Annotated in this window: 25 protein-coding genes and 6 pseudogenes; 6 read left to right on the top strand and 25 right to left on the bottom strand. The window is 60.3% G+C overall.

The annotated features are described in order from the left end of the window. Nucleotides 1-247: 247 nt before the first annotated feature. A pseudogene (locus AABQ55_RS36515) lies at nucleotides 248-642 on the top strand (IS5 family transposase); the annotation flags it as partial. Here AABQ55_RS36515 and AABQ55_RS37890 read toward each other — a convergent pair. The 12 genes and pseudogenes from AABQ55_RS37890 to AABQ55_RS36460 form a co-directional block, all read right to left on the bottom strand. Next, nucleotides 628-759 (bottom strand): annotated as a pseudogene (locus AABQ55_RS37890) (IS701 family transposase); the annotation flags it as partial. The pseudogenes AABQ55_RS36515 and AABQ55_RS37890 overlap by 15 nt on opposite strands. Before the next feature lie 80 nt (nucleotides 760-839). Continuing rightward, nucleotides 840-1166: a hypothetical protein gene (locus AABQ55_RS36510; protein ID WP_272809693.1), complete on the bottom strand. Its 327-nt coding sequence runs from the start codon at nucleotides 1164-1166 to the stop codon at nucleotides 840-842. Continuing rightward, nucleotides 1163-1978 carry a TIM barrel protein gene (locus tag AABQ55_RS36505; RefSeq protein ID WP_272809604.1) on the bottom strand — a complete coding sequence of 272 codons (816 nt, stop codon included), beginning with the start codon at nucleotides 1976-1978 and terminating at the stop codon, nucleotides 1163-1165. Before AABQ55_RS36505 ends, AABQ55_RS36510 begins: the two co-directional genes overlap by 4 nt. Nucleotides 1979-2047: 69 nt before the next feature. Beyond that, nucleotides 2048-2848: an ATP-binding cassette domain-containing protein gene (locus tag AABQ55_RS36500; protein WP_272809603.1), complete on the bottom strand. Its 801-nt coding sequence runs from the start codon at nucleotides 2846-2848 to the stop codon at nucleotides 2048-2050. Further along, a complete protein-coding gene (locus tag AABQ55_RS36495) occupies nucleotides 2848-3963 on the bottom strand; it encodes an ABC transporter permease (protein WP_272809602.1) in 1116 nt (371 codons plus the stop codon). Before AABQ55_RS36495 ends, AABQ55_RS36500 begins: the two co-directional genes overlap by 1 nt. 70 nt (nucleotides 3964-4033) lie before the next feature. Beyond that, nucleotides 4034-4969, bottom strand: coding sequence for a sugar ABC transporter substrate-binding protein (locus AABQ55_RS36490; RefSeq protein WP_272809601.1), 936 nt, complete (start codon nucleotides 4967-4969; stop codon nucleotides 4034-4036). Between the two features lie 102 nt (nucleotides 4970-5071). Then, on the bottom strand, nucleotides 5072-6421 hold the full coding sequence (locus tag AABQ55_RS36485; RefSeq protein WP_272809600.1) for an acyclic terpene utilization AtuA family protein: 1350 nt from the start codon (nucleotides 6419-6421) through the stop codon (nucleotides 5072-5074). A gap of 11 nt (nucleotides 6422-6432) precedes the next feature. Next, complete coding sequence (locus AABQ55_RS36480) at nucleotides 6433-6780, bottom strand: AtuA-related protein (protein WP_272809599.1); 348 nt, start codon at nucleotides 6778-6780, stop codon at nucleotides 6433-6435. Between the two features lie 73 nt (nucleotides 6781-6853). Beyond that, the gene (locus AABQ55_RS36475) at nucleotides 6854-7723 is read right to left on the bottom strand and encodes a MurR/RpiR family transcriptional regulator (RefSeq protein ID WP_272809598.1); all 870 of its coding nucleotides are present in this window, start codon (nucleotides 7721-7723) and stop codon (nucleotides 6854-6856) included. Nucleotides 7724-7972: 249 nt separating this feature from the next. Next, entirely contained in the window at nucleotides 7973-8587 is a 615-nt protein-coding gene (locus tag AABQ55_RS36470; protein WP_272809597.1) for an NAD(P)-dependent oxidoreductase, read from the bottom strand. 45 nt (nucleotides 8588-8632) lie between these two features. Beyond that, nucleotides 8633-9430, bottom strand: a complete 798-nt coding sequence (locus AABQ55_RS36465) for an IS3 family transposase (RefSeq protein ID WP_272809596.1) — start codon at nucleotides 9428-9430, stop codon at nucleotides 8633-8635. Then, nucleotides 9327-9788, bottom strand: coding sequence for a transposase (locus AABQ55_RS36460; protein ID WP_272809595.1), 462 nt, complete (start codon nucleotides 9786-9788; stop codon nucleotides 9327-9329). The genes AABQ55_RS36465 and AABQ55_RS36460 overlap by 104 nt, the downstream gene beginning before the upstream one ends. Nucleotides 9789-9896: 108 nt before the next feature. Between AABQ55_RS36460 and tnpC the strand changes: the two are divergent. Continuing rightward, nucleotides 9897-10523: pseudogene (tnpC, locus tag AABQ55_RS36455) on the top strand (IS66 family transposase); the annotation flags it as partial. A 172-nt stretch (nucleotides 10524-10695) separates the two neighbouring features. Here tnpC and AABQ55_RS36450 read toward each other — a convergent pair. The 10 genes from AABQ55_RS36450 to AABQ55_RS36405 all read right to left on the bottom strand — a co-directional run bounded on the left by AABQ55_RS36450 (nucleotide 10696) and on the right by AABQ55_RS36405 (nucleotide 21184). Then, the gene (locus tag AABQ55_RS36450; RefSeq protein WP_272809594.1) at nucleotides 10696-11103 is read right to left on the bottom strand and encodes a nuclear transport factor 2 family protein; all 408 of its coding nucleotides are present in this window, start codon (nucleotides 11101-11103) and stop codon (nucleotides 10696-10698) included. A gap of 32 nt (nucleotides 11104-11135) precedes the next feature. After that, nucleotides 11136-12125, bottom strand: a complete 990-nt coding sequence (locus AABQ55_RS36445) for a Gfo/Idh/MocA family protein (protein ID WP_272809593.1) — start codon at nucleotides 12123-12125, stop codon at nucleotides 11136-11138. 102 nt (nucleotides 12126-12227) lie between these two features. Beyond that, nucleotides 12228-13364, bottom strand: coding sequence for a mandelate racemase/muconate lactonizing enzyme family protein (locus AABQ55_RS36440; protein WP_272809592.1), 1137 nt, complete (start codon nucleotides 13362-13364; stop codon nucleotides 12228-12230). A 40-nt stretch (nucleotides 13365-13404) separates the two neighbouring features. After that, entirely contained in the window at nucleotides 13405-14148 is a 744-nt protein-coding gene (locus AABQ55_RS36435; protein WP_272809591.1) for a TIM barrel protein, read from the bottom strand. After that, on the bottom strand, nucleotides 14108-15067 hold the full coding sequence (locus AABQ55_RS36430; RefSeq protein ID WP_272809590.1) for an HpcH/HpaI aldolase family protein: 960 nt from the start codon (nucleotides 15065-15067) through the stop codon (nucleotides 14108-14110). The genes AABQ55_RS36435 and AABQ55_RS36430 overlap by 41 nt, the downstream gene beginning before the upstream one ends. Nucleotides 15068-15086: 19 nt before the next feature. Continuing rightward, the gene (locus AABQ55_RS36425) at nucleotides 15087-16127 is read right to left on the bottom strand and encodes a mannonate dehydratase (RefSeq protein WP_272809589.1); all 1041 of its coding nucleotides are present in this window, start codon (nucleotides 16125-16127) and stop codon (nucleotides 15087-15089) included. Nucleotides 16128-16170: 43 nt separating this feature from the next. Then, complete coding sequence (locus AABQ55_RS36420) at nucleotides 16171-17151, bottom strand: quinone oxidoreductase family protein (protein ID WP_443021361.1); 981 nt, start codon at nucleotides 17149-17151, stop codon at nucleotides 16171-16173. A gap of 43 nt (nucleotides 17152-17194) precedes the next feature. Further along, entirely contained in the window at nucleotides 17195-18847 is a 1653-nt protein-coding gene (locus AABQ55_RS36415; protein WP_272809587.1) for an ABC transporter permease, read from the bottom strand. A 101-nt stretch (nucleotides 18848-18948) separates the two neighbouring features. Next, complete coding sequence (locus tag AABQ55_RS36410; protein WP_272809586.1) at nucleotides 18949-20022, bottom strand: ABC transporter substrate-binding protein; 1074 nt, start codon at nucleotides 20020-20022, stop codon at nucleotides 18949-18951. 34 nt (nucleotides 20023-20056) lie between these two features. Then, a complete protein-coding gene (locus AABQ55_RS36405; protein WP_272809585.1) occupies nucleotides 20057-21184 on the bottom strand; it encodes an ABC transporter ATP-binding protein in 1128 nt (375 codons plus the stop codon). Between the two features lie 372 nt (nucleotides 21185-21556). On the opposite strand from AABQ55_RS36405, the gene AABQ55_RS36400 reads away from it, so the two are divergent. Further along, nucleotides 21557-22543, top strand: coding sequence for a GntR family transcriptional regulator (locus AABQ55_RS36400; RefSeq protein ID WP_272809584.1), 987 nt, complete (start codon nucleotides 21557-21559; stop codon nucleotides 22541-22543). A 437-nt stretch (nucleotides 22544-22980) separates the two neighbouring features. Here the strand turns inward: AABQ55_RS36400 and AABQ55_RS36395 are convergent, their stop codons facing one another. From AABQ55_RS36395 to AABQ55_RS36385, 3 genes and pseudogenes are all read right to left on the bottom strand, one after another. Next, nucleotides 22981-24054: an IS5 family transposase gene (locus AABQ55_RS36395; RefSeq protein WP_272809583.1), complete on the bottom strand. Its 1074-nt coding sequence runs from the start codon at nucleotides 24052-24054 to the stop codon at nucleotides 22981-22983. An 89-nt stretch (nucleotides 24055-24143) separates the two neighbouring features. After that, nucleotides 24144-24245 (bottom strand): annotated as a pseudogene (locus AABQ55_RS36390) (IS3 family transposase); the annotation flags it as partial. A 59-nt stretch (nucleotides 24246-24304) separates the two neighbouring features. Continuing rightward, a pseudogene (locus AABQ55_RS36385) lies at nucleotides 24305-24949 on the bottom strand (DUF1403 family protein); the annotation flags it as partial. A gap of 300 nt (nucleotides 24950-25249) precedes the next feature. On the opposite strand from AABQ55_RS36385, the gene AABQ55_RS36380 reads away from it, so the two are divergent. From AABQ55_RS36380 to AABQ55_RS36370, 3 genes and pseudogenes are all read left to right on the top strand, one after another. Then, on the top strand, nucleotides 25250-25504 hold the full coding sequence (locus AABQ55_RS36380) for a type II toxin-antitoxin system Phd/YefM family antitoxin (protein WP_272809582.1): 255 nt from the start codon (nucleotides 25250-25252) through the stop codon (nucleotides 25502-25504). Further along, complete coding sequence (locus tag AABQ55_RS36375; RefSeq protein WP_272809581.1) at nucleotides 25504-25911, top strand: type II toxin-antitoxin system VapC family toxin; 408 nt, start codon at nucleotides 25504-25506, stop codon at nucleotides 25909-25911. The genes AABQ55_RS36380 and AABQ55_RS36375 overlap by 1 nt, the downstream gene beginning before the upstream one ends. Continuing rightward, a pseudogene (locus AABQ55_RS36370) lies at nucleotides 25908-26789 on the top strand (tyrosine-type recombinase/integrase). The gene AABQ55_RS36375 and the pseudogene AABQ55_RS36370 overlap by 4 nt, the downstream one beginning before the upstream one ends. Nucleotides 26790-26895: the final 106 nt, after the last annotated feature.

Here is a 26895-nt window from a genome sequence, read left to right as displayed (position 1 = left end):
AGAAATCACACTTCTGCCAAAGTAGTGCTAGCGCTCGTGGACAAAGGCGGCTGCTGGCCTATATCGCAGTCTCCAAATACGGCGACGGCCTTCCGCTTTACCGGTAGGAAGCGATTTATCGTAAGCCCACGGTGAATGCCGCCTTGTGAGGTGGTGCTGAACATCGGAAGTCCTAGTGCAAACACTAGGTTCAGGACCTATTAATTTGGAATGATCTGTGATTCACGGTGTCTGGGAGGATGCCGTGATGGGTGATTTGTTTCTTCTGAGCGAACGCCAGATGGCTCGGATCGAGGCGTATTTTCCACTGTCGCATGGGGTGCCGCGCGTTGATGACCGGCGCGTGGTGAGCGGGATCGTCTACGTGATCCGCAACGGCCTACAGTGGAAGGACGCGCCCAAGGACTACGGTCCGCACAAGACGCTCTACAACCGCTTCATCCGCTGGAGCCGGCTCGGCGCATTCGATCGGATCTTCGAAGGCCTCTCCGGCGAAGGACCCAAACCGGAGCGCATCATGATCGATGCCACGCATCTGAAGGCGCATCGCACCGCAGCGAGTCTGCTCAAAAAGGGGCTGTTCCCTGTCGTATCGGGCGAACCAAAGGCGGGCTGAACTCCAAGCTCCACACCGTCTGCGATGGTGAGCGCCTCCATTGCATAAGTGCGAACCATATCGCGCAATGCGTCAGCATCCCAATGGCTGCGCCCCAGCAGCGATTGCATTCGATAAGGGCGCGCCCGTCCTGCCTGTTCAGCCAGCGGCTTACGCTTATCCAGAAGTCGGAACGAGGACTGCACAGACAATCTGCAAGCCTCTTTCGACAATGTGCTCTCGTTCATGCCTCGTTGATCAACCGATGGCTTTGTACATCTTTGGCAGCTTGATTGCTCTCAAGCAGTATACGCCGATAGTCCGCTCGGAAATGCAGAATTCCCGTGTAGCCCATTGTTTGCACAAAGCGAACGACAGTGCTTTGGGAGGTCATGGATTTCCGTCCGAGCGTCGCCGCGCTGTCGAACGCCATCGCCCAGGGATCCGAAAACAACAGATCTGCCAAGCGAACGAAAGGCGCCGGCATCTGCTTGTGCTGTGTGGCGAGACGCGACAGCAGTTCGGACAGATTTCGGGGTCGGCTTGATGCGTATATCGATTTGTCCATCATTGTCGAACGAGCGTGAAAGCTTGTCGAAACCTTTCGGCGGCGAGCTCGTTGTCTTGCGACGGCCAGGCTTCCAGGCCAATGGTGCCGCGATATCCCATATCGAACAGCGCGCGGGCGATTGCCGGATAGTTGATCTCACCCGTTCCAGGTTCCTTCCGGCCCGGTACGTCCGCCACCTGTATCTCACCCATATAGGGCAGAGCCTGACGGCAAAGCTCGATCAGATTTCCCTCCCCGATCTGTGCATGATAGAGGTCGAGGTTGAGTTTCATTGCCGGGTGATCGACTGCCGAAACAAGCGCCAGGGTATCTTCGGCACGGGCGAAGGGCGTTCCGGGGTGGTCGACCTGCTCGTTCAGGTTCTCGAGTATGAAGACGACACCATTGCGGTCCCCAAGGTCGGCAAGGCGGCATAGCGTATCATAGGCCTTGATCCACATCGGTCCCGTTGCTGGCCCCGGATGGGCGACGACCGGCAAACCCTTGCCGTCGAGACCCGTCCCATGAAGGTTGAGCCGCGGGCAGCCCAGCTTCTTCGCCACCGAAATTGATTCCCGCGCAGTGGCGATCAACTCCTCCGCGCCATGGCTGTCGGCAAGCGTGCCGCGGATGTAGCCGGTCATCGAGGAGAACGTCGCACCCGATCGGGCCAACTGGTCGATGTCATGCCGTGTCCAGTCCCAGATTTCGACCTCGAAGCCCAGGGATGTAAGGCGCTTGAGACGCTCGACGATCGGCAGTGCTGCAAAGACCATTTCCGCGCAGACGGCAAGAGTGAAGGGTGACGAACGACCGGGATGAGAAGATTCCATTTACACTCCGCTTTAAAGGAAAGAACGAAACCGGCGACTATCGCCGTCGTCCGTTCGAAGAAGACAATTTTAGACAGTTCCCTGCAGCTCTTCCGACAGGCGCTGGAGTTCCTTGCCTCCAGCCATAAGTGTCTGCACTTCCTCGATCGAGGTCTCCGCCTTGGCGAAGCTGCCGACGGTGCGCCCGCGGTTCAAAATGGTGAAGCTGTCACCGACGGCGAAGGCGTGTCGCACATTGTGCGTGATGAAGATCACGCCCAAGCCGCTCTGGCGTACCTTGTCGATGTATTTCAGAACCATCGATGTCTGAGCGACACCGAGCGCGGAGGTCGGTTCATCGAGGATGAGCACTCGGGCACCAAAATAGACGGCGCGCGCAATGGCAACACATTGGCGCTCCCCGCCGGAAAGCGTGCCGACATTCTGCCGTGGATCGCGAACCGCGATCCCGATCTTGCGCATCTCCTCGGCAGTCACCGCGTCGGCCGTCCGGCTGTCGAACTGCCGGATCGGCCAGAAACCCTTGCGGATTTCCCGGCCCAGGAAGAAATTGCGCGTGATCGACATCAGCGGGATAAGCGCGAGGTCCTGATAGACGGTCGCGATGCCCGCGTCCAGCGCATCCCTGGCCGAAGAGAAGTTCACCGGTTTCCCGTTGATCGATAGCCCGCCGGCCGTTGGCTGGTAGACACCGGCCAGGGTCTTGATCAGGGTGGATTTGCCCGCGCCATTGTCTCCGAGCAGACACGTTACCTTACCGGAGTAGATGCGCAGCGAAACCCCGTTTAGGGCAATTACGGTCCCGAAGTGTTTTACAAGATCGCGCGCTTCCACGACCGGCGTTTCGGACGTCTCGACAACTGCTTCCATCACCGTTCCCCCGTGACCCGCGCGCGGATGAAATTGTTGAAGAAAACGGCCACCAGCAGCATGGCGCCGAGGAAGACCATGAACCAGTCCGTATCGATAGGCGTATATGTGAGGCCGATCGAGACTGTGCCGAAAATCACGGCTCCAAGGAACGCTCCAAAAACCGAACCATAGCCGCCTGAAAGCAGGCAGCCGCCGATTACCGCTGCAATGATCGCCTCGAACTCCTTCTGGAAGCCCCGCATCGCATCCGTCGATCCGGCTTCCATCACCTGGAGTATGGCAACAAGAGCAGCTGCGCATGCCGTAAAGGCGAACAACGTGGTCTTGACCTGGTTCACGGGAACGCCGCAGTTGCTCGCGGCAAGCGCGTTGCCGCCCGAGGCGAAGATCCAGTTGCCGTAAGCGGTGCGGTTGAGTAGGAAGGCGGCGACAGCAACGGCGACCGCGAGCCAGAGGATCGAAACAGGGATTCCGCTGACGGTCGGCTGGCCGGACGGAAATTTCGCGATGAGGCCGTTGTCTGCGAGCCAGATGAAAAAGCCTTGGAATGCATAGCCGTGGAAGAGGCCTTGCAGAACGCCGTCTCCGGCGGCCTCCCTGATATAATGGAGTTGCGTAGCGCCGCCGGTTGCCCATTTCAATCCGACAAGCGACAGGCCGCGAAGCACGAACAGCATGGCGAGCGTCACGATGAACGACGGCAATCGCGTTTTCACAACGATCTGTCCGGACACAACGCCGATGAGGGCGGCACATGCGAAGGTAAGCAAGAGCGAGAGAATAAAGGGCAGCTCAAAGACGGTCAGGCAGACGCCGAAGACCAGCCCGGCGAAAGCGATCATGGACCCCATCGAGAGGTCGAATTCACCTGATATGATGAGAAGAGCGGCAGCCACGGCAAGGATGCCGACCTCGGCTGCCGGCGACATGATGGTAATAACGCCCGCGAGCGAGAACATGGAGCTATGGGCGTTGAAATAGAAATAAGCGACGACCAGCACGAGTCCGGCGACGGCTCCCATTTCAGGGCGGGCAGCCAATGTGCGGACGGTCGATCTTTTGAGCAGCCGCTCGTCGGTCTGTGCGGGTGTGATTTCCGTATGCGCTGTCATGAGGACTCCTTGCCTAGCGATCGAGGCCCGGTCGCCGCTCCGTCACGCGGGGCGGCGGCCGGGAACGACTTTACCGAATGCCTTTGGAGGCGAGCTCGGCGAGGCGACCCACTTTGTCCTTCGTAATCACTTGAGGGCCGGTGATGATCGCAGCAGGCGGCAGCAGATCGAAACGGATGTAGTTGTAAAGAATGGAGACCGGCAAATAACCCTGAAGGAATTGCTGCTGGTCCATGGCGAAAGCAGCCTCCCCATTGCCGACAGAATCGAGGAAGGCCGAGCTGAGCGAGGTGCTTCCGACAAGCGCCTGAGAGCCGACCTCCCGAAGGGCTTTGGTCGCCGGTTCGGCGCAAAGCACGGTGCTCGTGCAGAACACGCCGTCGATTGTTGAGTCCGACTGAACGGCGGCCTTGACGATGGAGGCATTCGCCGATGGATCCGGCTTGCCGGGGATCACTTTGACCTTGCCCTCGTAGGCGTCGCTCAACCCACGGCAACGATCATCCTGCGTGGCATTGCCCACCTCGTGATTGAGGCAGACGACATTCTTCGCGCCCATGTTCTTGAAGGCCTCACCAGCCATGGTGCCGGTCATGTATTCGTCCTGGCCGACATGGACGAGGGTGCCGACATCCTTATAGATTTTCAGCCCGGAATTGTACGAAACGACCGGGATTCCGGAGGCAACGGCACGATGGATCGAGGCACCGAGCGCCGACACATCCGGGATGGTCACGATCAACCCATCCGGCTGCTGGTTGACCGCCGCATCGATGAGCTGGCCCATTTTCACGACATCGAAGGTCTCGTTGGCGCGATATTCCACATCCACGCCGAGATCGGACGCCGCCTGCATCAGGCCGTTTTTCACGACAGAGTGATAGGGATCGTTTGCCGGCCCGTGGCTGACGACGATGAAACGCATCTTGTCCGCCGCCGCAGCGGTAGAGACGGCACCAGCGAGCACGATGGCGCCGATAGCAAAAAACTTCGTAAACTTGCTCATGACTTCCTCCCAAAAGTACGTGAGATCGAAAAATGAGACCGCCTCCTCGCGGCATCGCAATTCTGCCCGCCTCGACGCACGAAGCGTCGAGGCGGAGCGAGATCAGGAAACGAGGTGACGCACTTCGTACCGGATGGCATCCTGCTCCATCAGGGCCGAATAGAAGCCCATCACCGGCTCCACGCCGCCTTGGTCGAGCGGCCGGCCCCAGCTTGCGCCGGCAGGCCCGTTACAGGGCAGCATCGAGACTTCGAGCGGGATTTTTTCAGCCTGCTCTTTCGTGTCGAAATGCCCCGAAATGCGCAGCTCCACTTCCCGCACTGCGTCGGGATCGATACCCCAGTCGAAAAGCGCATTCACGCCGACATAGTCGGTGCGAACGGAGGCTGCATCGATGCCGTGAATGCTCTGCAGGCGCTTCTTGACCACGTCGGCGGCGAGCTGCGCCTTTCTGTAACAACCGGTCCCGCCATACATGATACGGCCGAGGCCGACATAGCCTTCCCGCACGGCGACGGCGATCTTCGCCTTCTCGGGCCGCGGCTTGCCGGTCGTCCCCTCGATGCGGACGCGATCCTTGCCGACCTCGCGGATGTGCGTGGTTGTGAAATCAACGACACCATCGGCATGGAGGTAGTTGGCGGGATCGCCGATCTCATAGACCAGTTGCTCCTTGCAGGTCTGCGCGGTCACGAGACCGCCCGTGCCCTCCACTTTGGTGATCGTCGCGTCACCGGAGGCATCAACCTCGGCGATCGGAAAACCGAGCGCATCGAGATCCGGCACGTCCTTCCGGCCGGGATCGGCGAAATAGCCACCGGACACCTGGCCGGCGCATTCCAGAAGATGGCCAAGCCCGAGGCCCGCGCCGACCTTGTCCCAATCGTCGAAGGACCAGCCGAACTCGTGGATCATCGGGGCAAGATACTGAACAGAATCGCCCGCCCTGGCCGTGATGACGATATCCGCGCCGGCCGCCAACGCATCGACGATCGGCCTGGCCCCGCCATAAGCATGGGCGCCGTAGAATGCGTTGCCGAACGTCGAAACGCCTTTTCCGGTTTCCCGGACACCAAGGTCGGACTGCCGCGCCTCGTCAGAAACGTCGCCACCAATGGCGTAGGCGATCTTGACGTCGGGAAATCCGAGATCCCGGCAAATCCTGGCTGCATGCCTTGCCGCCGCTTCAGGGTCCAGGATGCCGCCATTGAGAATGATGCGCGTCCCATTGCGCCGGCAGCCTGGCAGCACGGCACGCAGCTTCGGCTCCAACAGCACGTCATAGCAATCAAGGCCGCGCTCGCGCCGTAGATAGGCCTCGCTGATCGTCTTTTCCGAGAGGCAGTCGAATATCAGATAGTCGAGGCCGCCCTTCTCGGCGAGAACCTGCGCGGCATCGAGGTGATCGCCCTCATAGGCGGAACCGCCACCAATGCGAATGGTCTTGCTCATAATCCCCTCCCCTAAGCAGCGCGGCTGATGTCGTCGGTCGCAGGTGCGTCCAACAGGATGTCGAGCATGATGGCGCTGACGCCCTTGCCGTGACCGTCCACCATGAGCGAGCGGGTCACGCCGCCGCCGAGCGCGCCATGTAGTAGAAAGTTGACGGCCGCAATACGCGGCAGTTCGAAGCGCTCGACCGGCCCCTTGATATGAGAACCGAAATACGCCGCTACCGCCTCGGCGGTCAGGTTCTCGACCAGCCAATTGTAGTGTGCGGGATCAAAGCATATGACGCCAACGTTCGCGATGTCGTTCTTGTCGCCGGAACGCGCATGGCACAGCTCGCCCAGCCTTACTTTTTTGGACATTCACTCCTCCACATGTCCACCAGCCTTACAATTGCAATTCTATAACAGATAAATTTTAGAATTCAAGTTCTATTTAGAGCCAATCATTGATTCCGGGAACGGCAGCATCCCTTTGCGCGTCGCGTCCGCGAAACTCTGCGATTCCAATGGCCAACCCCATGGCAATGGCGAACGTGGCAGCGGTGGAACGGAAGCCACCCCAATCGTGCTCAGTCGTTTCGATCCATTCCTGAGACAGCGGAACCAGAGGGGAAAATTTCGAATCCGTTATGGAAACGATCGGCAGGCCTCGCCGCGCCAGTTCGGTTGCCACCTCGATGGTGGCCGATGCATAGGGCGTGAAACTGACGGCCAGGAGTCCATCCTCCGGTTGGCACCAACTGGCGCGTTCCATCAGCAGTCCGCCATTGCTTTCGATCAGCGCGGAATGGATGTCGAGCTTACGCAGCACATAGGAGATGTAAAAAGCGATCGGAAACGAGCGCTTCAAACCGATAATGTAGATTTTCCGGCTATTTGCGAGCAACGATATCGCATTCTCCATCCTACCCCTGTCGATGCTCTCTTTCAGCGCGATGAGGGAAGCCATTGAGACATCGATGAAGCGGTCGACCACGCCGGCAGGCTGGTCACCTTCCGACAGCAGGCGCGTTATGCGTGAGGTGTAGTCAGGCCAGCCGGCCAGAAGTGAATCGCGAAACAGGGCCTGAAACGGCGTAAAGCCTGAGAAGCCGAAATGCTGGGCAAAGCGCACGATGGCCGAGGCATGAACGCCGACACCATCGGCGAGATCGCCGATCTTCGACATCGCCACGATCTGCGGGTGGTCGAGACAATATCGGGCGATTTTAGCCAGTTGCTTCGGCAGGCCCTCGATGCTGTGCTCGATCTGATCCCGGAGATCCTGCAGCGTGGCGGGGTGAACTTTCAGATGCGTGGTCATGATATCTCCAACGTAGAACAAAATAGAACAATAATTCTATTTCATTCTATTATCCAGCGAGATCGACCGCTACCCTTTCCGCCGCCGAACAGCTTCGGCAGTCACGATGTCCACGACATGTTTGTGCCCGAAAAGACCAGTTTCTCGATATCATGCCGCATCGTAGGGACGCGCATACGAAAACGGGTGCCCGGAATCCATCCCTAAGTCGGCAGGAACCAGCGACTGCTGGTTCCTGCCGCACAGGGTTCACCTTTGGCCGGCCCGCCAGCCCGGATTGACATTGTTGCGCAGATGCCCGCGCAGGAGATAGTCCATCACCACCTCGGCCGACAGCCGATGAATGTCGTGATAGCCTGCCTCGGAATAAAAGGCTGCGTGCGGCGATATGGCGAGTCTTTCTTCCAGCCAGGGTTCCCTGTTGCGCCACGCGCGCGCAAGCTCCGGCGGATTGACAAGCGGCTCCTCGGGAAAGACGTCCAGGCCGGCCGCGGCGATGCGTCCCGTCTTCATTGCGTCGTGGAGAGCGTCGAGATCGGTAAGGCCGCCCCGCGCGATGTTGATGACGATGGCATCCTGCTTCGCCTTCGCAAAAGCCGCCCGATCCAGAATGTTCCGGGTCGCATGGGATAAGGGCGCATGCAGACTGACAACGTCCGATCGTTCCATCAACTCATCCAGCGAACGCACGCGTTCATAGCCAAGGCCGAGTTCGTGACCATCGGCATGCAACGGATCGAAGTAGATCACCTTCATGTCGAAGACCGCGGCGCGCCGCGATGCGGCCGTGCCGATACGCCCCATGCCGATGGCGCCGAATGTACTGCCGCGCAGACGCCGGACAACCGGCGCACCCTCCGCCACGAAGTGGAGTGAACCCCTCGGACTGGACCAGCGAGGCGCTTCGAACTAAGCCGCCTGCTGGGCGAGTTGGGCTTCAAATTCTGCTGGCGATCTGTAGCCAAGGGCCGAGTGCAGCCGCTTGGCATTGTAGATATCCTCAATGAACCTGGGCAAGCGTTCGGCCACATCCGCGAATGTCTCGTAGCCGGCGATGTAGATGTCCTCGACTTTCAGGGTCTTCATGAAGCTCTCTGCCTGAGCATTGTGATAAGGGTTGCCGACAGCGCTCATGGATCCCTGCAGATCGGCGGCATCGAGCGCTCGTCGATAGGTCTCACTTGCGTATTGGCATCCGCGGTCCGTGTGGTGGATGCAGCCGGGTGGAGGCTTTCTGTTCTCGAGCGCCGAACGCAACGCTGCCAATGCCAGCGGCGTATCCAGGCGTTTTGACAGGCCATAGCCGACGACTTTCCGGCTGCAAGCGTCGAGAATGACGGCGAGATAGCAAAAGCCGACGGCGATGCGGATGTACGTGAAGTCGGCCACCCAGACCATGTCAGGCCGCGCCGGGATCACATTGCGATAGAGGTTCGGGTAGATCAGTGAATCGTGGTTGCTATCCGTCGTGCGAACATACCGCTTGCGAGGCTTGATCCCGAGGCCATTGGCCCGCATGACGCGAGCGACACGCTTGTGGTTGACCAAGTGGCCTCTTCGCTGAAGCTCGTGCGTCACGCGCCGATACCCATAGCAGGGCAATTCATCCTGGATGTCCTCGATGATCGCAACGAGCTCGGCATCGCCGAGATTCAAAGCCCTTGCCGTGGATCGGTAGTAAAACGTGCTTCTCGGGAGGTCGATCACTTTGCACCCCCGTCTGACGGAGCAGGCCGGGGACCGCTGATGATGGAGGACTTCTCGTTGCCTTCGGCGATCGGCTGGCGCGGAGTTTTTTCACCAGGTCCAGCTCCATCGTGAGTTGGCCGACTTTACGTTCGAGCGCCGCAATGTGGGCCTCGTACTCGGCAATGACGCTCGCCTCCGCCTCTTCATCGTTCAGCTCACCACGATCGAACTGCGTTAGCCACAACTGGATGAGGTTGGCCGAAACGCTATAGGTGCGCTGTGCATCGCGCCGTCCGATGACGCCGTTTCGGATATCCTGGCAAAGCTGCAATTTGAACGGTGTCGAATGTCGGCGATATGGACCTCGGGACTTCATGAGCCTTCTCCGATTAAGGCCCGCAGAGTGTATCAGTTTTTCCGTGTCCCGTGGTCCAGTCCGAGGGGTTCACTCCAATAAGGGGTCAACATTCCGCGCCGGTTGACATACAGCGCATGGCGCACCCTGGAGGGAGCGACCCATCTGGGATGCATGGCCCATTCACGGCGTCGTTTCGTCGAGGCCCTCAAGACAAGGAAGAAAGGCGGCGGCCCGCCGGAGCAGGCGCTGAAGTTCTTCGAGCAGCTCTATCGGGTTGAAAGCCAGGCGCGAAAGGAAAAGCCGGACAAGGGCGAAACACAAGCCGATTGCATTCGCCGCTTCCGCCAGAAACATAGCGTGCCCATCCTCAATGCTCTCAAGGCATGGCTCGATGACATCGCGCCGAAGGTCGTGCCGGATACCAACCTTGGCGATGCCGTGTCCTATACCCTGAACCAGTGGCAGTATCTGACACGCTACACCGAAGACGGCAGGATGCCGATCGACAACAATCTCCTCGAGCGCGACATCAGAATCTTCGCAACCGGCAGAAAATCCTGGTTGTTCAGCGACACCGTGGACGGAGCCCGGGCCAGTGCCATCGTCTACAGCCTGATGCTGACCTGCCGCGCCTGCGGCATCGAACCCTTGGCATATTTGCGCCACGTCCTCACGGAGCTACCACAGCGCAGGGATGCAGCCGACATCAGCGACCTGCTGCCCTTCAACTTCGCCAAGACCGCCGCTGCCTGATCCGATGCAGCCGTCTGACAGCGCGCCCCGTCAAATCGCCCGCGTCAACGCGCATGGAAATGAGCGCTTACGATGAAAGCACCGCCAGGCCACCCTCATTCGAGCCTTGCCGGTTGAGGCGTCCGTGCGCCTTTCGATCTGGCGGGCGCTGTCGGGGACACGCACCTCTCTTCTATAGGGAAAGGAAAGTCTGTCGCCCGCGAATCTGGAATATCTTCCATTTCTGTTCGACCTGCCTCAATTCGGCGCACCAATCCTCCGTGGCGAAAATGCCATTTAAAGGGGCCGGGCCGTCGTAGATCGACCCGTCGTCGAAGCGGATGACCAGCAGGTATCCTTCGAGAATAAACCGGTCTTCCCCAACGCAGCTGCCCACCAGGTTCGTCAGGATATGCTTGGTGTAGAACGTCGTCGAGCGCTGGGCGAGTTCGCGAAGCATGGTGTCGCGCGTCAGGACCTTGCCCATGCGCAGCCACGTTCCCTGCGGATGCATCAAATCCACCATCGCGTCGTAGCGGCGATGGTCGAGGCCACGCAGGAAATGCGTCACCACCTGGACGCAATCCAGATGCACGGACACGAACTCAGCGTCGCATGGGCGACTATCCTCGCTCATCGCCGCACGCTGACCCAGCCGTCCTGGTGTTCCGCCTTCAAAACCGCGTCAACCGCTTGCTGATTTCGCAGCGAGCTCTCGAGCGAGAACGCCTCGCCGCCCGCCGACGCGGCGCGGACGAAGGCTTCGACCTCTAGGCGATATTGATTCACCTCTCCGAAGGAGAATATCTCGCCCGACCTATGGTCCTGATCGGAAATCCGGACGACGGCGTGAGCGTATTGCCGGGCATTGAAAGGCGCCTCCAATTCCACGCACCCCTTCTCGAAATGGAAGAGCATGTACTGCCGGAGAGCCATCTGCGTGGAGACGTAGAAAGACAGATCGAAGGCGCCGAAGTCCATGGCAACGGATGCATGGACGTCTGTCCCAAATACAGCATCTCGTCGGATCGTTGCGCGCACCCGCTTCGGCTCCGTATTGGTCGCAAAGCGCGTCGCCAGGATCGGGTATACGCCGATATCTGCCATTCCACCGCCACCCAAGACTTGGATGTTCCGCACGTTGCCGGGGTCGACGTTGTGGTACGTGAACGCTCCCTGCACTTGCCTCAGCGCGCCAAGCCGGTCGCTCACCACTATTTCCCGAAGCTTTTGCCATTGTGGATGGTAGACGATCATGAAGGCTTCGCTGACGAGCAGGGATCGGCCCTGGCAAAGCACCAGGAGGGACTCGACCTCTGCGGCATCGTTGGCAAGTGGCTTTTCCACCAGCACGTGTTTTCCGGCCTCGACGGCGCGTTTTGTCCAGTCCACATGCATGGAGGTGGGAAGCGGTATGTAGACACCATCGACGTCGGGCGAGGCGAGGAGCTCCTCGTAAGAGCCAAAGGCATTAGATGCGTTAAAGCGACGAGCGAGCGTCTGCGCTTTCGCCAGATTACGACTGGCGATGGCACTCACGACGCCATTTTCCGACTCGGCTATCGCGGGCAGGATCTGCTGTCGAGCGATCGTCGCCGTTGACAGTACTCCCCATCTAAACATCGACGGTCTCCTTTATCTCATTGAAATAAGCCGTCGTCCGCTTGGGCGGGGCAGCGGCGATCATCCAAGCCCATCCCGAAGGACTGAACGGCAAATCTGCAATTAGATGGACACCCGGTACTTCTCCAGGACGTCCATGTTCAGTTCAAAGCCGAGCCCAGGACGATCTGAGGGGGATACCGTTCCATCGGAATTAAGACGCAACGTATTGGTAAGGTCCTGACCCCAAAGCGGATTAATGTGCTGGTCGAAAAACTCGATGCTGAGCACATTCGGAAATGCCGCGCCTATATGGACGTTGATTTCTTGGTTTCCGTGAAGCGATACGGCGACATCGTGGGCCTCAGCCAGCGCCATCACCTTCTTCAATTGGGTAATGCCACCGCCGATCATCGGATCAGGCATGATGATGGCGGGCTTGCCAAGGGTTATGAGGTCGCGAAATCCGAAGCACGTGTATTCATTCTCGCCGGTCGCGACGGGAATCCTAGTGCGCTCGCCGATGATGGCGTGCCCCGCATAATCGTCTGGAGCGACCGGCTCCTCGAGCCAGTAAGGCTTGAGGTGCTCCACTTCATGCGCAAAGCGGATGGCCTCAAACGACTTGCCGGTCCAGGAGTTGCTGGCATCCAGCTTCAGCTCAAAGTCGTCGCCGACTACGTCCCTCACCGCCTTGACGCGCGCCACATCTTCAGACAGGGGCAGTCCTCCGACGCGCATCTTGAAGCTGCGAAATCCGTCGGCGGCCACCTTCTCAGCCTCGGCCTGAAGGCCGCGCACTCCCTTGTTTTTTGCGTAGTAACCGCCCGTCGAATAGGTTGGAATCTTCTCCTTGTATCCCCCCAGCAGCCGGTACACTGGCTGCTCGAGTACCTTGCCGGCAAGGTCCCATACGGCGATGTCGATGATAGACATAATCAGGGTCTCAAGCCCCCGCCGACCGTACCAACGCGGCACCCAGAGCTCGTGCCACAAGCGTTCTGTGTTGAGCGGGTTATGACCAGCCAGTTTCTCCTTGAAGCGGAAGCGTTCGGAAATGTCCCTCGCCGGCAATCCGCCGAGGCCAACGCCGATTCCGACCAACCCCGCGTCCGTGTGGACTTTCGCGACTGTCAACCCGATATGGGACAAAAGATTGCGCTCGCCGCCGAAGAAGTGCGGCGCCCCGCTCCAGACCGGCTCGTCGCGCGGCCAGCGATATGATTCCCAGGTCAGGTCAGTGATCTTAACGTCTTTCATGGTATTTCCCGCTCGATCGGATTGCTATGATATTGGGCGCCTATTGAACCAGAGCCTGCCGCACATAGTCGATGCTGCGCGCGATCGTCGCGCGCGGGTCGGGATCATTGCGAAGGGCAGGCGAGAAAGGCTCGAAGGAAATATAACCATCATAGCCCCGATCAATGAAGTGACGCGTCTGCTCGATCGTGCCCAGCACATCCCCTTCACCGACAAAAATGCGGTCGTCATCGCTCATCTCGGCGGGAGGGATGGTGCGCTCCACGCCGGAAATGTGGATAAGGCCAGTAATCTCCGGATAAGACTCCGGCTCGCCCGCGACGTAATGATGGAAAGTATCCTGGACAAGCCGAAACTCGCTTCCGCCGAGGGCTTTGATCGCGTCTGCGGCAATGCGCTTGGAGCTTAGGGAGCACCGCTCGAAGCCGAGTGGCTCGACAAGACCTATCATGGCGTGCCGACTCAGGATCGGCTGGAGTCCCTTAAACGCCGCATCGAGCTCAGCCCGCACCGTCTCCTCCGGAGGCTTCCGGTCGGTGAAGTAGGGCACAAGGATCACGCCCATTGCCCCGAGCTCCGCGGCGGCGCCGATCACCTCGGCGGCGCGCGTCGCGCGTTCGTCATTCCAGGCGTTGAAGTCCATAAGTGCATTGATGGTGAGGACCTTGACGCCGGCCTCGTCGGCATCGGCGCGCGCCTTGGCGACGGAATAGCCGTTTCCGAGAGCTTGGTCCTTGAGATCGTTACGGATCTCCACTGCATCGACCCCGACATCCTTCGCCACCTGCAGGAATTCCTTCCACGGCAACTGGGGCGCCGACATGTGGTTCAGGGCGAATTTCAACGTGTTCTGTGTCATTGTCATCTCGCTGCGTTATCTCTCGATCGTCGTTTACTTCTTGGCAGCCGCGCGCTTTGGTCGCGAGCTTTCGCATTTCCGTGTCCATCAGATTGAGATCGGTTCCGGTGAGGAAAAGGTTGACTCCCCGCGCCGCCTGCCGGCCGACCTCCTCTGGGTCCGGTGTGACCCACAACATGGTCTTTCCGGCCTTTTTTACCGCCTGGTAAACCGTCTCGCGTGCCTCGTGCACCCGGCTGGACCCATCGTTGGTCTCGCCTGCGGACAGGGAGTAATCCTGATGCCCGAAACCCACCACATCCACGCCCTCGACAGCGAGAATGGAATCGATGTTGGCGACGCCTTCGGGCGATTCGATCAGCAGCCAGACCATGGTCTCTTGATTGCTCTCGTCGGCATAGCGTCGGACGTCGAGTGCGACCTCGGGGGTGGGAAACAGAGCCGTGGCGCTGCGGTCGGTGGTCGAGATGCCGCGCTGTCCGGCCGGCGGGAACTTGGTCGCGGCGACGACTTTCCTCGCCTGCTCCGCCGTGTCGACCTGCGGGACCAGAAGAATCTTCACGCCGAGCTTGAGCGCCTTGATGATCTGATTCAGCGGCGGAGACCCGTCGATGCACTGCTCGGTCCGGAATAGCGGCGTCAGGCCGGCCAGTTCGGCCGCGCGCACCATGTTCTCCACCGATTCCCAGTTGCGTGCGACGTGCTCGAACTCGATATGGGCGAAGTCGAAACCTGCCTGGCCGGCGAGTTCGACCAGGCGCGGATCCCTAATCCAGGTCTCCATGCCGAGAACCAGTTCTCCGTTCTGGAGCTTCTCTTTGACCCTGTTCCTGCGAATATACATTGTGCCTCCTATTGGCCGCTCACGCGGACTGAACAGATTGGATAAGCCCGCGGATGTAACCGAGTGCGAAGGCCCGTGATCGATGGCCCCACGGGGTATCGCCAATTACTTCCGGAACGTGATCGGGTGTGAAATACCCCTCGAAGCCGACCTTCTTGTATTCGAGCATGGCGCGATACATGTCGACCTTGCCCACGTCGGGGAACTGCTCGACGAAATTGCCGCGCGTGCCTTCCACATTGCGGAAGTGCACGTAGCCGATCTTGCCCATCTCGCCAAAACGGCGAATCGCGGCGATCACGTCTTCACCCTCCAGCATCTGGGCGAAGCAGCCCTGACAGAAGCAGGCCACGTTGCTCGGGCTGTCCACGATGTCGAAGGTCCGGAAGAAGGATTCCGCCGACCGGTGGATCTGGGCTATTCCGCCGAGCACGGGCACCTGCGGGTCGGCCGGATGGAGCATCATCTTGACGCCCGCCTTTTCCGCCGCCGGCATGATCCCTTTCAGAAAGTAAGCGAAATTCTCCCAGACTTGATCTTCCGAGAGCGGCCCGATGCCGACGTCGCGGCCATTGTCCACCATCGTCTCGTCAAAGACCGGCGCCTCCGCTCCGCCCCTGACGGGCTGATTGCCGGTCCGCCAGGCCTTCGCGGTCGCACCAATATTGGGGCCGAAGGCGTAAGTGATCGACAGAATTCCCGCCTCACCGAGGTTGCGGATCGACCTGCACCAGCTTTCGATCTGTTCGTCGCGGCCGTCGACGCCTCCGACGATCTTGTTGTAGCGGAATAGCGGCGTGACCGAGATGTTGAAGAGTTCCAGTCCGTGCCGCTCGGCCTGCTGCCGAAGCTCGACAAGGTCCTCCACCTCCCAGTGCTGGCCTGAGCGCAAGCGCTCGGCCGCGGTGCTCCTGGGCATATTCGCCGGTTCGACGGTAGGGCCCAGAACGTCGCCGACATTGACCATAACGCCATCTGCGCCCATCTGCCTGAGAAACTGAAGGTTCTCGTCAGTGAAGCTTTGCGGGTTATCGAGGCTCAGCCTGTCTCCCAATTTCATCCGGTCATCTCCTGTCTGATTGTCTTGTTCGTCTTGATCGATGTCATGGCTTCAGGATCGTCGTGCCGGTTGTCTTGCCGCCCTCGAGCATCGCCTGCGCCTCTCCGGCGCTTACCAGAGGGAAGCTGCGAGGCGGAGCAAGCCCGACTGCGCCGCTCGCTATCATCTCGAAAACGGCCTTGGCCGCCTCGATCAGTTCCTCACGGCTCGACGTGTAGGTCGCGATCGCCGGGCGCGTGACATACAAGGAGCCCTTCTGCGCGAGGAGCCCGAGATTGAACGCCTCGACCGCGCCGGAGGCATTGCCGAAGCTCACCATCAGCCCGCGTGGTCGCAGGCAGTCGAGCGACCGCAGGAAGGTGGAGTTGCCGATGCCGTCGTAGACGACCGGGACGCCCTTGCCACCCGAGAGCGCCTTCACTTTGGACGCAAGGTCCGGATCGGTGTGCAGCAGCACCTCGTCGCATCCGCACTGACGGGCGAATTCGACCTTGTCCTCGGACCCAACCGTCCCGATCACGCGGGCGCCGAGACGCTTGGCCCACTGACACGCGATCGACCCGACGCCGCCGGCGGCGGCATGGAACAGGATCGTCTCGCCCTTCTCCACGCGATAGGTGCGGCGCAGCAGATATTCGGCCGTGATGCCTTTGAGCATGACCGAGGCGGCGATGTCGTCGCCGATCGAGTCCGGCACTGGGACGAGCACGGAAGCAGGAACGTTGCGGTGCTGGGAATAGGCGCCCAGGCTGCCGCAATAGGCCACCCTTTGCCCGACCTCCAAGCCCTGGACGCCGGAGCCCACGGCCTCGACGACGCCAGCCGCCTCCTGGCCGGGCGTCACCGGCAATCCGCCCGGCGCGGAGTAGAGCCCAGTGCGGAAGTAGATATCGATGAAGTTCAGTCCGATGGCGGTGTGACGCACGCGGACTTCGTTCTCGCCGGGCGGCGGGAGACGCACGCTTTCGAGCTCGAGGACCTCCGGGCCGCCGTGGCCGCGGACGATGATGCGGGAGGTTTCAATTGACAAGGGTTGTTCTTCCTTCAAGTGGTTGATCAGGGAAAGCTTATGAAGCCTGGCGCGTGAGCCTGCGCACGACGAGGAGGACGAGGAGCACGATCAGGCTTTGGATGATCGACAGCGCCGCCGTTATCTGCGTCCCCGATACCTCCCAGCTGCCGACGATCGCCGGGCCGATGACCTTGTTATTGGCCGAGACGAGCAGCACCGACGCCGCGACCTCGCGGACGGAGACGATAAACAGCAGCATCCACGCCGAGAGCAAGCCCGGCTTGAGCAGGGGCATAGTCACCGTCACCATCGTCTTCACCCAGCTCGCGCCGCAGACCCTGGCGCTTTCCTCCAGGCTGCGGTCGAGCTGCAGCAGCACGGCCGATATCGCCCTGACGCCGAGCGGCAGGGAAACGGTGATGTAGGCGATCAACAGGAGCCAGAGCGTTCCGTAAACGCCGATCGGGATCACGATCCACGCCCAGAGCAGCCCCAGCGCGAATACGATGCGCGGGATGCCGTTGGGCACCATCACGACATATTCCAGCAGTTCGCGACCTGGTACCTTGGTGCGATAGATCACCCAGCTCAGGATGGTCATGAAGAAGACGCCAATCGTCGCCGTGCCGAAGGCGAGGATGACGCTGTTCTCGATCGCGGTTCTGGTGGCCGCGTTGGCGAACACGACCCGGTAATTGTTCAGCGTGAAGACGGCGTCGGCCAGGATGGTCGTCGTGAAGCGAAGGAACGACGCGTAGACGAGAGCGGCGACCGGCAGGAACAGGGAAAGGAACACGTAGAGGACACCAAAGCCGAGCAGGAGCCAGCGGATGGCCCCGAACTGGATCGTCCTCGAGCGGAACGCCTTTCCGGTGACGGTCACGAAGCTGCCCCCGCGGATCGACCAGGCATAGACCCACACGGCCACGCTGGTGAAGAAGCTGAGCGCGATGCCGAGCGAGGCGGCCGCCGGATAGTCGGCCGGGTAGCCGGCGAGCAACTGGTACATGCGCGTCGTGACGACATAGAAGTTGATCGGCGCGCCGAGGATCAGCGCTGCGGAGAAGGAGCTCAGCATCTCGGCGAACACCAGCGCGGTCGCGCCGACCAAAGCGGGGCGGAGCAGCGGGAAGGTGATGTTCCGCAGCGTCTGGAACTTGCCCGCGCCGAGAACCTGCGAGCTCTCCTCGAGCGACGGGTCCATCGACTTCATCGCGCCGGTGATGATGGCATAGGCGACCGCGCCTTCGTATAGGGCGTTGACCCAGACGATGCCGCTCACCGAGTTCATGTTGACGAGTGGACCTTCCAGGCCTGTCAGCCCCCGCCAGAAGATATTGATGAGACCAGATGTCGGCGTGCCGAGAATGTTCCACGCGAGCGCACCTACGAGCGGCGTCAGGTAGAACGGCATCAGGACAAGCTGGTCGAGCACGCTGGCCATGGGAACGTTCGTGCGGTGAATGATCCAGGCCAGCATACCGCCGGCGGCAACGGCGACGAGCGTGCTGGGAACGGCCACGAGAAACGTGTTGCCCAGCCATCCGAGATTGCGCCAGATATCGCCGTAATTTTCGAAGCCGTAATCGGTGATGACCCGCGACCCGGGATCCCCGACGTTCAGGGAAACCTGGACGACGAAGAAGACCGGATAAAGAACAAGCAGGACTGCGATGAGCGCGGTCGAGCCCATTATCAGATTCTGCATCGACAATCGAGGCATGGCTATTCCGTGATAAAACAATTGAGCAACGGCCCAGCGACAGAATTGTCGCTGGGATATTTGTCAGATGAGGCAAAGCTGCGTCGTCAGGCGCCGCCCATGGCCTTCCACTTTTCCCGCCAGGCCGCCTGTCCGTTGACATATTGCTCGGCGTCCGACGGAACGAGTAGCTTGAGCTCGCTCAGCGGCGGAAGCAGCCTCGGCGGCGCGAGATCAGGATGCGGCGAATGGTTCCCGATCTGCTCCACGAAGATCGTCTGGCCTTCCTTGCTGCAGAAGAAGTCCATGAAGAGCCGTGCAGAGTGCGGATGCGGCGCGCCCTTCACGATACCGCCCTGGCCGAAGAAGGAAGGCACCCCCTCCTCGGGATAGATGTATTCGAGCGGCGCGCCGTTCTGCTTGAAGGTGCTCCAGGCGTTCGGCGAGGCGTTGGCGTTTATCAGGTCCTCGCCGTTGATGATGCGCTCGTACTGCTGCTGCTGTCCCGGCAGGACGATCGGCTTCTGCGCGGCGAACTTGTCCCAGTACTCGGCGCCGTAGATCTCGTACAGGGCCTGGTAGATCGCGTACTGGGCGCCCGAGTTCGAATCCTTAACGTTCATCTTTCCGCCGCCCCATTTGGGGTCGAGCAGGTCGGACCATTTCTTGGGCGCGTCCTCGGGCTTCGTGATGTTGGGGTTGTACGACATCCCGGCATATTGCAGCGCAAATCCGGTCCATGCGCCATCCGGATCCTTGTACCGGGAGTCGTAGGATTCCGCCTCGGGCGACTTGTAAGGATCGAAGAAGCCGCGCTTGGTGAAGTCGATGGCATAGGCCAGTTCCGACTGGTGGAACACGTCGGCCAGATACGCGCCCTGGGTGGTCTCCTCCAGGAGCTTGGGGTAGAGACGCCCGTTCTGGAGCCTCAGATAGCTGCTGACGTCAATCCAGGGATACTTCTGTCGAAAGGCCCCCAGGATGGCAACGACACCCTCCTCAGGCGCAATGGAGGTGTACCACACCAACTTGCCCTCTTTCTTGGATCCTTCGATGTCGGCTTGGCTTGCATGCGCCATTCCCCGCAGGATGGGCGCTGTGGTGAGGACAACACCAGCCGCCGTTACGCTTTTCAGGAGCCGTCTCCGGCTCAAGATCAACTCGCCTATGTTATTGGACATTGCTCTTCCTCCCTTAAAAAACTTCAAGCTGACATCAGTCCACCAGCACACAGTGCTTTGGATCGACCCGCATCCAGATTTCCTCGTACTGCTCGAACACATCTATAGGGGGCTTCATCACGACCATCGTGCCACCCAGCCATTCGACGTGATACTGAACGGCATCCCCTAGAAAGGTCTTGAACGCGATCTTCCCCGGCCAGACGTTAACCTCCTCCTCATCAGTCGGCTTCTCGCGATAGAGCTCGGGATAAATCGTGCGTATCGACATTGCCGGATTTGCCGACTGATTGACCCTCGCGGACACACCTTCGATCAGCTCGCCGCTGGTGGTCTGGAAGTGCGTGCGTCCTTCTGAGGAGGAGTTGCCCGCAAGCAACGTGCCTTCGATGAGATTGGACGCCCCAATGAAATCAGCGACGAACCGAGTTTTGGGCCGATCGTAGATTTCCAGCGGCGTCCCGATCTGCTCGATGCGGCCGCCATTCATGACGATGATCCGGTCCGACGTCGCGAACGCCTCCTCCTGGTCGTGCGTCACGTGGATTGACGTCACACCAACCTGCCGCTGCAACTGGTTGAGCTCGATTCGCATTTGCCCGCGCAGCTTGGCGTCGAGATTGGAAAGCGGCTCATCGAGAAGAAGGGCACGTGGCTTGAAGACGAGGCTTCTGGCAAGAGCGACGCGCTGCTGCTGCCCGCCGGACAGCTGTGATGCCGGCCGGCTCGCATAGTCCTGCAGCCGGACAAGCTCCAGGATCTCGTTTACCCGCTGACTGATTTCCTCGCGCGGCACCTTCCGGACCCGCAGGCCATACCCAACATTCTGCGCCACGGTCATGTGCGGCCAGATTGCATATGACTGGAACATCATGGAAAGATTGCGCTTTTCGGGTGGGAGGTTGACGCGCGACCGGGACGAGAAGACGGGCTCCCCATCGATAAGGATTTCGCCCGAAGTCGGCTGCTCCAGGCCGGCGATGGCGCGCAGCGTGGTCGTCTTGCCGCAGCCCGACGGGCCAAGCAGCGTCAGATGCTCGCCGCGCTGGATGGAAAACGAAACACTATGGACAGCAACATACGCGCCATAGGAAATAACGAGGTCTCTTACTTCGATAAATCCAGTTGTGGTCGTCGGCATCGATGCATTGACTGAGGCCATACGTTGCTTCTCCCCGGCTTCAATAACAGACAACATAAAACAACGCCTCTATTGGGATTAGAAAGACAACTGCCTCCGCCGCATGCCTTCACGCGGCAGACCATTAAAGCTCAAAGAGCAGCGGCCCCATCAAGACTAGTTGCTATCCAATGCTGCGTGGGTACTCCCCTCTCCTCAAGGGGCTTCGCTGAATCGGCTGCCTATCTCCTCAACGGCGCCGGCTATTAGCGAGAGCCGTACCTTGCAATAAACGAACATTGCCGTCAACAGGCATTTTTTGGGTTTGAGTTTGGGTGACGACTCGCAATAATGAAACGGGGCCACCCGCTTAAGCGCATGGTATGGCACAGGAAACTCATCGGTGTTGATACATTGAGCAAAATCGATCTACACGTTGCCGCGTTCAAAGCGATCGCGGAAGCAATCAGAGTGGCCATCAAGTCAGGGAGCCTTCCGGTCGGCCTGGTTCTTCTGGAAGGCCCCCTAGCCCAAGTCTTCAACACAAGCCGTTCGCCGGTTCGACAAGCCCTGTCCGTGTTGCAAGAGGAGGGTATTGTCCATTCATTTGACGGGAGAGGATTAGTAGCCGGTCCCCCGGGTTGCGTTATTCGGAGGGAGCCAATTAGGGCAGAAATGTTTGCTTTCTCGCCCCAAGCCGCAATTCGAGCCCCGCTTTGGCGTCGTGTATTCAACACTGTTGAACGCGACCTTATGTACGCCTCGATATTCGAGCCCGGCAGCAGCATCAACGAAAGCGAAATGGCATCATTTTATTCCATTGGCCGTTCCACAGTCGGGCATGTCCTCAATCGTGCAGAAGTCAACGGCATGGTCGCACGCGACACGATGGGCCGCTGGTCCGTTGTTGGTCTAGATGAGAAGCGCCTTGAACGACTATACCAACTGCGAATTATGCTTGAACCTGAAGCAATAGAAAATGTTGCATGTGCTGCAACCAGGTCCGAATTCACCGAGATGATGGACCGTTTAAAATTTGCCGCAGAGAGATATCCAGACATAACGGCACAACAGCTTAATCAACTTGAGCTTGATTTGCATCTCGATTGCATTGATATTCTAAAAAATGCCGAAGTCGTCCGTGCATTGCTGCACACGGGCTGCACGATGATTGTTAGGAAGTACACTTGGATCGATGCATTATCGCTATCTCACGATAAATTATTTATGACGGAGCATATGACTGTGTTCCAAGCGCTGTTGCGCGGCAACGGCGAGCAAGCCAAACGGGCGATGACCGATCATCTAAGTGCAGATTTGGAACGCCTTAAAGCCCATTTGTCAGATATTCGCACGGTGAAGAAAAAGGTTTCGTTGTCATATCTACAACGCAGAGCGTGAATAGCGCCAGGGCTGTCACTTGTGAAAAATCAGGCGGCCTCGTCATTCAACAGCGGAACGTCGCCTCCTATCGGACGCGGCGGGAAGCGTCGTGCCCAGATTGGGCTCAACAAGGGCGACGCGCCTCACGCGCTGAAGCGCTCCATCGCTTCCATCGCCAGGTCGAAACCCGCGACCGCGAGGTACGTGGGCGCGTCGGGAAGCCCATAATCGGTGGCTAAGCGTTCGGGCGTGATGCACACAGACCTGCGCGAATGGCCAGTTTTCGCGCGAGCATAGACTTAGGTCGCCGCAATGCCTGCTGTTGGTTTTCGCTTTCAGTTGGACGGTTCTATTAACGTAATTTCCGAGGTTTGAACTGGCACTTTGTGCCACGGGGCAGGCTCGGAGTGTTTTAAAGCGGGCGCGATGATTTGCCTTTGGCCCCGGCGGGCGACCTATGCGGTCACCGGCCGCCGTTTCAGGAATATCAGCCGCTTCATGTTGTAGAGGATGTTGGCGAGCCCGATCCTGGTGGTGGCGCGGGCGATGCCGACGGTTCGGATGAACAGGCCCATCCGGCTCTTCTGCTCGGCAAAGACATGCTCGACACGCGAGCGGACCTTCGATTTGAGGTTATTGGCGTGCCGTGTCGCCTCCGGCATCGGCCGCCCCGCTGGCTTCTTGCGATGGATGCGGCTGACGAAGCCGTTCTTCTCCATGAATGTCTCGTTGGCGTTCGAGCGATAGGCCGTATCCGCCCAGACGGTGCGCGCCGTATTGGTCTTGTCGAGCAGCCCCTCACGCCGCCGGGCTCCCTCGTAGGCGGCTGCGTCCGTCGCCATCCATTTGCGGATCAGCCCGTGCTTGCAGTCGATCGAGATGTGGTTCTGGTAGCCGAAGGCGGGAATGGCGATATCAACCGGCGGGAGCGTGCCGTCCGCCTGCGGCTTGGCCTTGGTGAACTTCACCGTCCAGCGAGCGTCGCGGTCCTTGTGTCGGAGTTTGGCGGGCTTGTCCTCCCATGCTTTCGGGATGCGGCCGGCCTTGATGTCGTCCTTCTCCTCCTTCGTGTTGCGTTGCTTCGGCGCGGCCACCAGGCTGGAATCGACGATCTGTCCGGACATGGCGATATAGCCGGCCTCGCACAGCATCGTGTCGAAGCGTTCGAACAGGGACTGGATCGCACCCGCCCTGGTCAACCGCTCCCGGAACAGCCAGATCGTGCGGGCGTCGGGAACACGGTCGGACAGGCCGAGCCCGAGGAAGCGCATGAAGGAGAGCCGGTCGGTGATCAGGAATTCGGTGCGCTCGTCCGACAGGTTGTTGGCCGTCTGGATCACCAGCACCTTCAGCATCATCACCGGATCGTAGGGCGGCCGGCCACCCTGCGGGCCGCTCGTATAGGACAGCGCCTTGTCCAGTTCCGGCCGGAATGCCTCGAAATCGACAACCCGGGCATAGGCCTCGAGTTGATCGCTCAGCCGACGAAGACGATCGTCCACATCGAAAAGTCCCGCATGGCCACGCATCGCTCACCTCGCAAAGCATCAACCCACGGCACAAGGAATCATAAATCCGGGAAAAGGGCGAGGTTAATAGAACCGTCCAGTTGGACTGGTTATGCGTTAAGTCCAAGGCTGTTTCGATATTCGATGGGACTGAGGGCGCCAAGTGATAATTTGATGCGCTTTTCGTTGTACCAATGGATGTAGGCGTCCACCTCGGCGCGGCTGCGCGCAACTTTTCAGCACGGCGCGCGATCTCACCGGCGGTGCGCAGGGCCGCGCCCGTTGCCTCGGTGAGGGCAAGGCAGACGGCCCGGGCGAAGGCCCGCTCGCTCGGGCGCACGCGGCCCCTGCCCCCAAGCGTCTTGAAGGCAGGCCCATAGCGCTCGGCCATCAGGAGCGGCACGGCATAATCCCATTTCAACAGCGCGGCGATCAGCATATCGGCCAGCATCCACGCCAGCGGCTCGGCATCCGGCCGCATCGCGTGGATGGCGCTCACCAGATCCGCAGCCGCAAACGGCGCCGGGCGACCGGATTGCAGCGCATCGTCGGCATGATCGACCGCCGCGGTGAGCCGGTCGTCCCAGGCCAGCCCCAACAGATCGGCAAGCTCAGCCACCGCTTTCGAGGAAAAGGCGGGTTTTCGAACAGAAATCCTTTTGTAGGCCGAAAACATCCGGCCGGCCGGTCCCGGATCGCCGCCAATGGTGGTGAGCAAAAGCGAATCACGCAACGCATGTTCGTCCTCGCTGCGGCCCATCAGCCGGACGGCGACGGCGGCGCATTTCAGGGCCTGCCGGGAGCGCCAGCAGACGGCCCAGACGGGCGAGGTGGAAACGAGGTCGTCCAGCGATTTCAAGGCGATGCCTGCGGCAAACGCAGCGCCGAGGTCGTCCGGCTCGCGGCCGCGCGTCATCGCCCAGCCGGGCAGGACGGCGGGTCGCACGAGGAACGATGCGGGCTGGTCGGCGGGCGAATCCATGATGGTGACCATATCGCACAGGCGCGGTTTGTGCCATATTTGTTGGCAAAACCGCACGGCTCGTTAGCGAGAATAAACGACCGATAAGGTTGCATTATTGTTCGTTTTGTTCTTTATAAAGAGACACCCGGCGCTCCCGGAAAAATCGCCTTCAATCGGTGGAAATTTGCACTTTCACCGGCTGGCAAACCTTGGTACATAGCTAGACAGCCTAGCTAGTTTGGAGCAAATCTAATGGAATGGCAGCTACAGGACGCCAAGAACCAGTTCTCGAAGGTGGTGCAGAAGGCACGCCACGAAGGACCGCAGATCGTCACCCTGCGCGGCGAGCGGACGGCCGTGGTGCTGTCCGCCCACGACTACGACGCTTTGCGCGCCGGCCGGCCAACCCTCGTCGACGACCTGCTCGGCGGCCCGGCATGGGACGACGAGCTCGCCGATGCGGCCCAGGTGCGTGCCAACACCCCCAGCCGCGACGTGGCCTTCTGATGTATCTCGTTGACACCAATATCGTCTCGGAGGCGCGACGCGGCACGCCGCAGGCGGTGTCCTGGCTGCGCTCGGTCAACCCGCTCAGTGTGCATCTGAGTGCGCTGACCCTCGGAGAGATCATGCGCGGCATTGCCCTCAGACAGAAGCCCGATCCGAAGGCTGCGGCCCACCTCGCCGAATGGCTGCGCAAGCTGCGCCACGACCACGGCGACCGCATCCTGCCGGTGACCGACCAGATCGCCGTCGAATGGGGCCGCATCGCCGCGATCCGGCCGCGCGGCGATATCGACGGCCTGATTGCCGCGACCGCGATCGTTCACGACCTGATCCTCGTGACGCGCAACGTCAAGGATTTCGAAGACACTGATGCGTCGGTGATCAATCCGTGGGAGGCGCCAGCATGAGCGGGCCAGCGACAGGCTCGAAACTGCGACACGTCGATCTTCCCGGCCCGGGCGATGCCACGCTCGACACCAGCCCTGCCACCCCTCCTCCCATTGCGGACGCGAGCGCCGCCCTGCCCGCGCACCTCGAACAACTCACCAATCGGGCGCGTGGCTACGTCGAGGCGGCCAGCTCCGCCAACACACGTCGCGCCTACGCCGCCGACTGGAAGCACTTTTCTGCCTGGTGCCGTCGACAGAATCTCGCGCCTCTCCCATCGGATCCGCAGGTCGTCGGACTCTACATCACGGCCTGCGCCTCGGGGACTGTGGGGCGCGGCATGAAGCCGAATCCCGTGTCGACGATCGAGCGGCGCCTGTCGGCCATCGGCTGGAAATGCGCGGAACGCGGCATGGCACTGGATCGTAAGGATCGCGCCATTGCCACCGTCATGGCCGACATTCGCAACAAACATGCCGCCCCGCCAAAAAGAGGCGCTTCTGCCGGAAGATCTGATCGCCATGCTGGAGAGGCTCGATCGCGGCTCGCTGCGGGAGAGACCTGGCTCCGCTTTGCGAAGCTCGCCAAGGGTCCCCTCTTTCGCCGAGTGACTGGCGGGGGCAAGGCTGTCGGGCCGGACCGACTTAACGATCAGGAGGTGGCGCGTCTCGTCAAGAAGACGGCGCTCGCCGTCGGCGTGCGAGGCGATTTGTCGGAGATCGAGCGCGCCCAAAAGTTCGCAGGCCATTCACTGCGCGCCGGTCTTGCCTCCTCGGCCGAGGTCGACGAGCGCCATGTGCAGAAGCAGCTCGGCCATGCCTCGGCCGAAATGACCCGTCGCTACCAGCGCCGGCGTGACCGCTTCCGCATCAATCTCACAAAGGCCGCCGGATTATAGGTGGAACCGCAAATGAGCCGTTCACTCGCCAACGCCAGAAACACCTTCAGACGGGAAACTGCACTTCAACCTGGTCGCAACCGACCCAGGCCTTGGTCAACGCTTC

This window comes from Shinella sp. WSD5-1 (assembly GCF_963942435.1).
GTDB lineage: Bacteria > Pseudomonadota > Alphaproteobacteria > Rhizobiales > Rhizobiaceae > Shinella > Shinella yambaruensis.
The sequence above is the reverse complement of the archived record's forward strand: the minus strand, read 5'-3'. Positions and strand labels throughout refer to the sequence as shown.

Coding starts and splice junctions, on each gene's coding strand:
- AABQ55_RS36510 (WP_272809693.1), bottom strand. CDS start 1,166: ATGATGGACAAATCGATATACGCATCAAGCCGACCCCGAAATCTGTCC.
- AABQ55_RS36505 (WP_272809604.1), bottom strand. CDS start 1,978: ATGGAATCTTCTCATCCCGGTCGTTCGTCACCCTTCACTCTTGCCGTC.
- AABQ55_RS36500 (WP_272809603.1), bottom strand. CDS start 2,848: ATGGAAGCAGTTGTCGAGACGTCCGAAACGCCGGTCGTGGAAGCGCGC.
- AABQ55_RS36495 (WP_272809602.1), bottom strand. CDS start 3,963: ATGACAGCGCATACGGAAATCACACCCGCACAGACCGACGAGCGGCTG.
- AABQ55_RS36490 (WP_272809601.1), bottom strand. CDS start 4,969: ATGAGCAAGTTTACGAAGTTTTTTGCTATCGGCGCCATCGTGCTCGCT.
- AABQ55_RS36485 (WP_272809600.1), bottom strand. CDS start 6,421: ATGAGCAAGACCATTCGCATTGGTGGCGGTTCCGCCTATGAGGGCGAT.
- AABQ55_RS36480 (WP_272809599.1), bottom strand. CDS start 6,780: ATGTCCAAAAAAGTAAGGCTGGGCGAGCTGTGCCATGCGCGTTCCGGC.
- AABQ55_RS36475 (WP_272809598.1), bottom strand. CDS start 7,723: ATGACCACGCATCTGAAAGTTCACCCCGCCACGCTGCAGGATCTCCGG.
- AABQ55_RS36460 (WP_272809595.1), bottom strand. CDS start 9,788: ATGAAGTCCCGAGGTCCATATCGCCGACATTCGACACCGTTCAAATTG.
- AABQ55_RS36445 (WP_272809593.1), bottom strand. CDS start 12,125: ATGTTTAGATGGGGAGTACTGTCAACGGCGACGATCGCTCGACAGCAG.
- AABQ55_RS36440 (WP_272809592.1), bottom strand. CDS start 13,364: ATGAAAGACGTTAAGATCACTGACCTGACCTGGGAATCATATCGCTGG.
- AABQ55_RS36430 (WP_272809590.1), bottom strand. CDS start 15,067: ATGTATATTCGCAGGAACAGGGTCAAAGAGAAGCTCCAGAACGGAGAA.
- AABQ55_RS36425 (WP_272809589.1), bottom strand. CDS start 16,127: ATGAAATTGGGAGACAGGCTGAGCCTCGATAACCCGCAAAGCTTCACT.
- AABQ55_RS36415 (WP_272809587.1), bottom strand. CDS start 18,847: ATGCAGAATCTGATAATGGGCTCGACCGCGCTCATCGCAGTCCTGCTT.
- AABQ55_RS36410 (WP_272809586.1), bottom strand. CDS start 20,022: ATGTCCAATAACATAGGCGAGTTGATCTTGAGCCGGAGACGGCTCCTG.
- AABQ55_RS36405 (WP_272809585.1), bottom strand. CDS start 21,184: ATGGCCTCAGTCAATGCATCGATGCCGACGACCACAACTGGATTTATC.
- AABQ55_RS36395 (WP_272809583.1), bottom strand. CDS start 24,054: ATGCGTGGCCATGCGGGACTTTTCGATGTGGACGATCGTCTTCGTCGG.
- AABQ55_RS36380 (WP_272809582.1), top strand. CDS start 25,250: ATGGAATGGCAGCTACAGGACGCCAAGAACCAGTTCTCGAAGGTGGTG.
- AABQ55_RS36375 (WP_272809581.1), top strand. CDS start 25,504: ATGTATCTCGTTGACACCAATATCGTCTCGGAGGCGCGACGCGGCACG.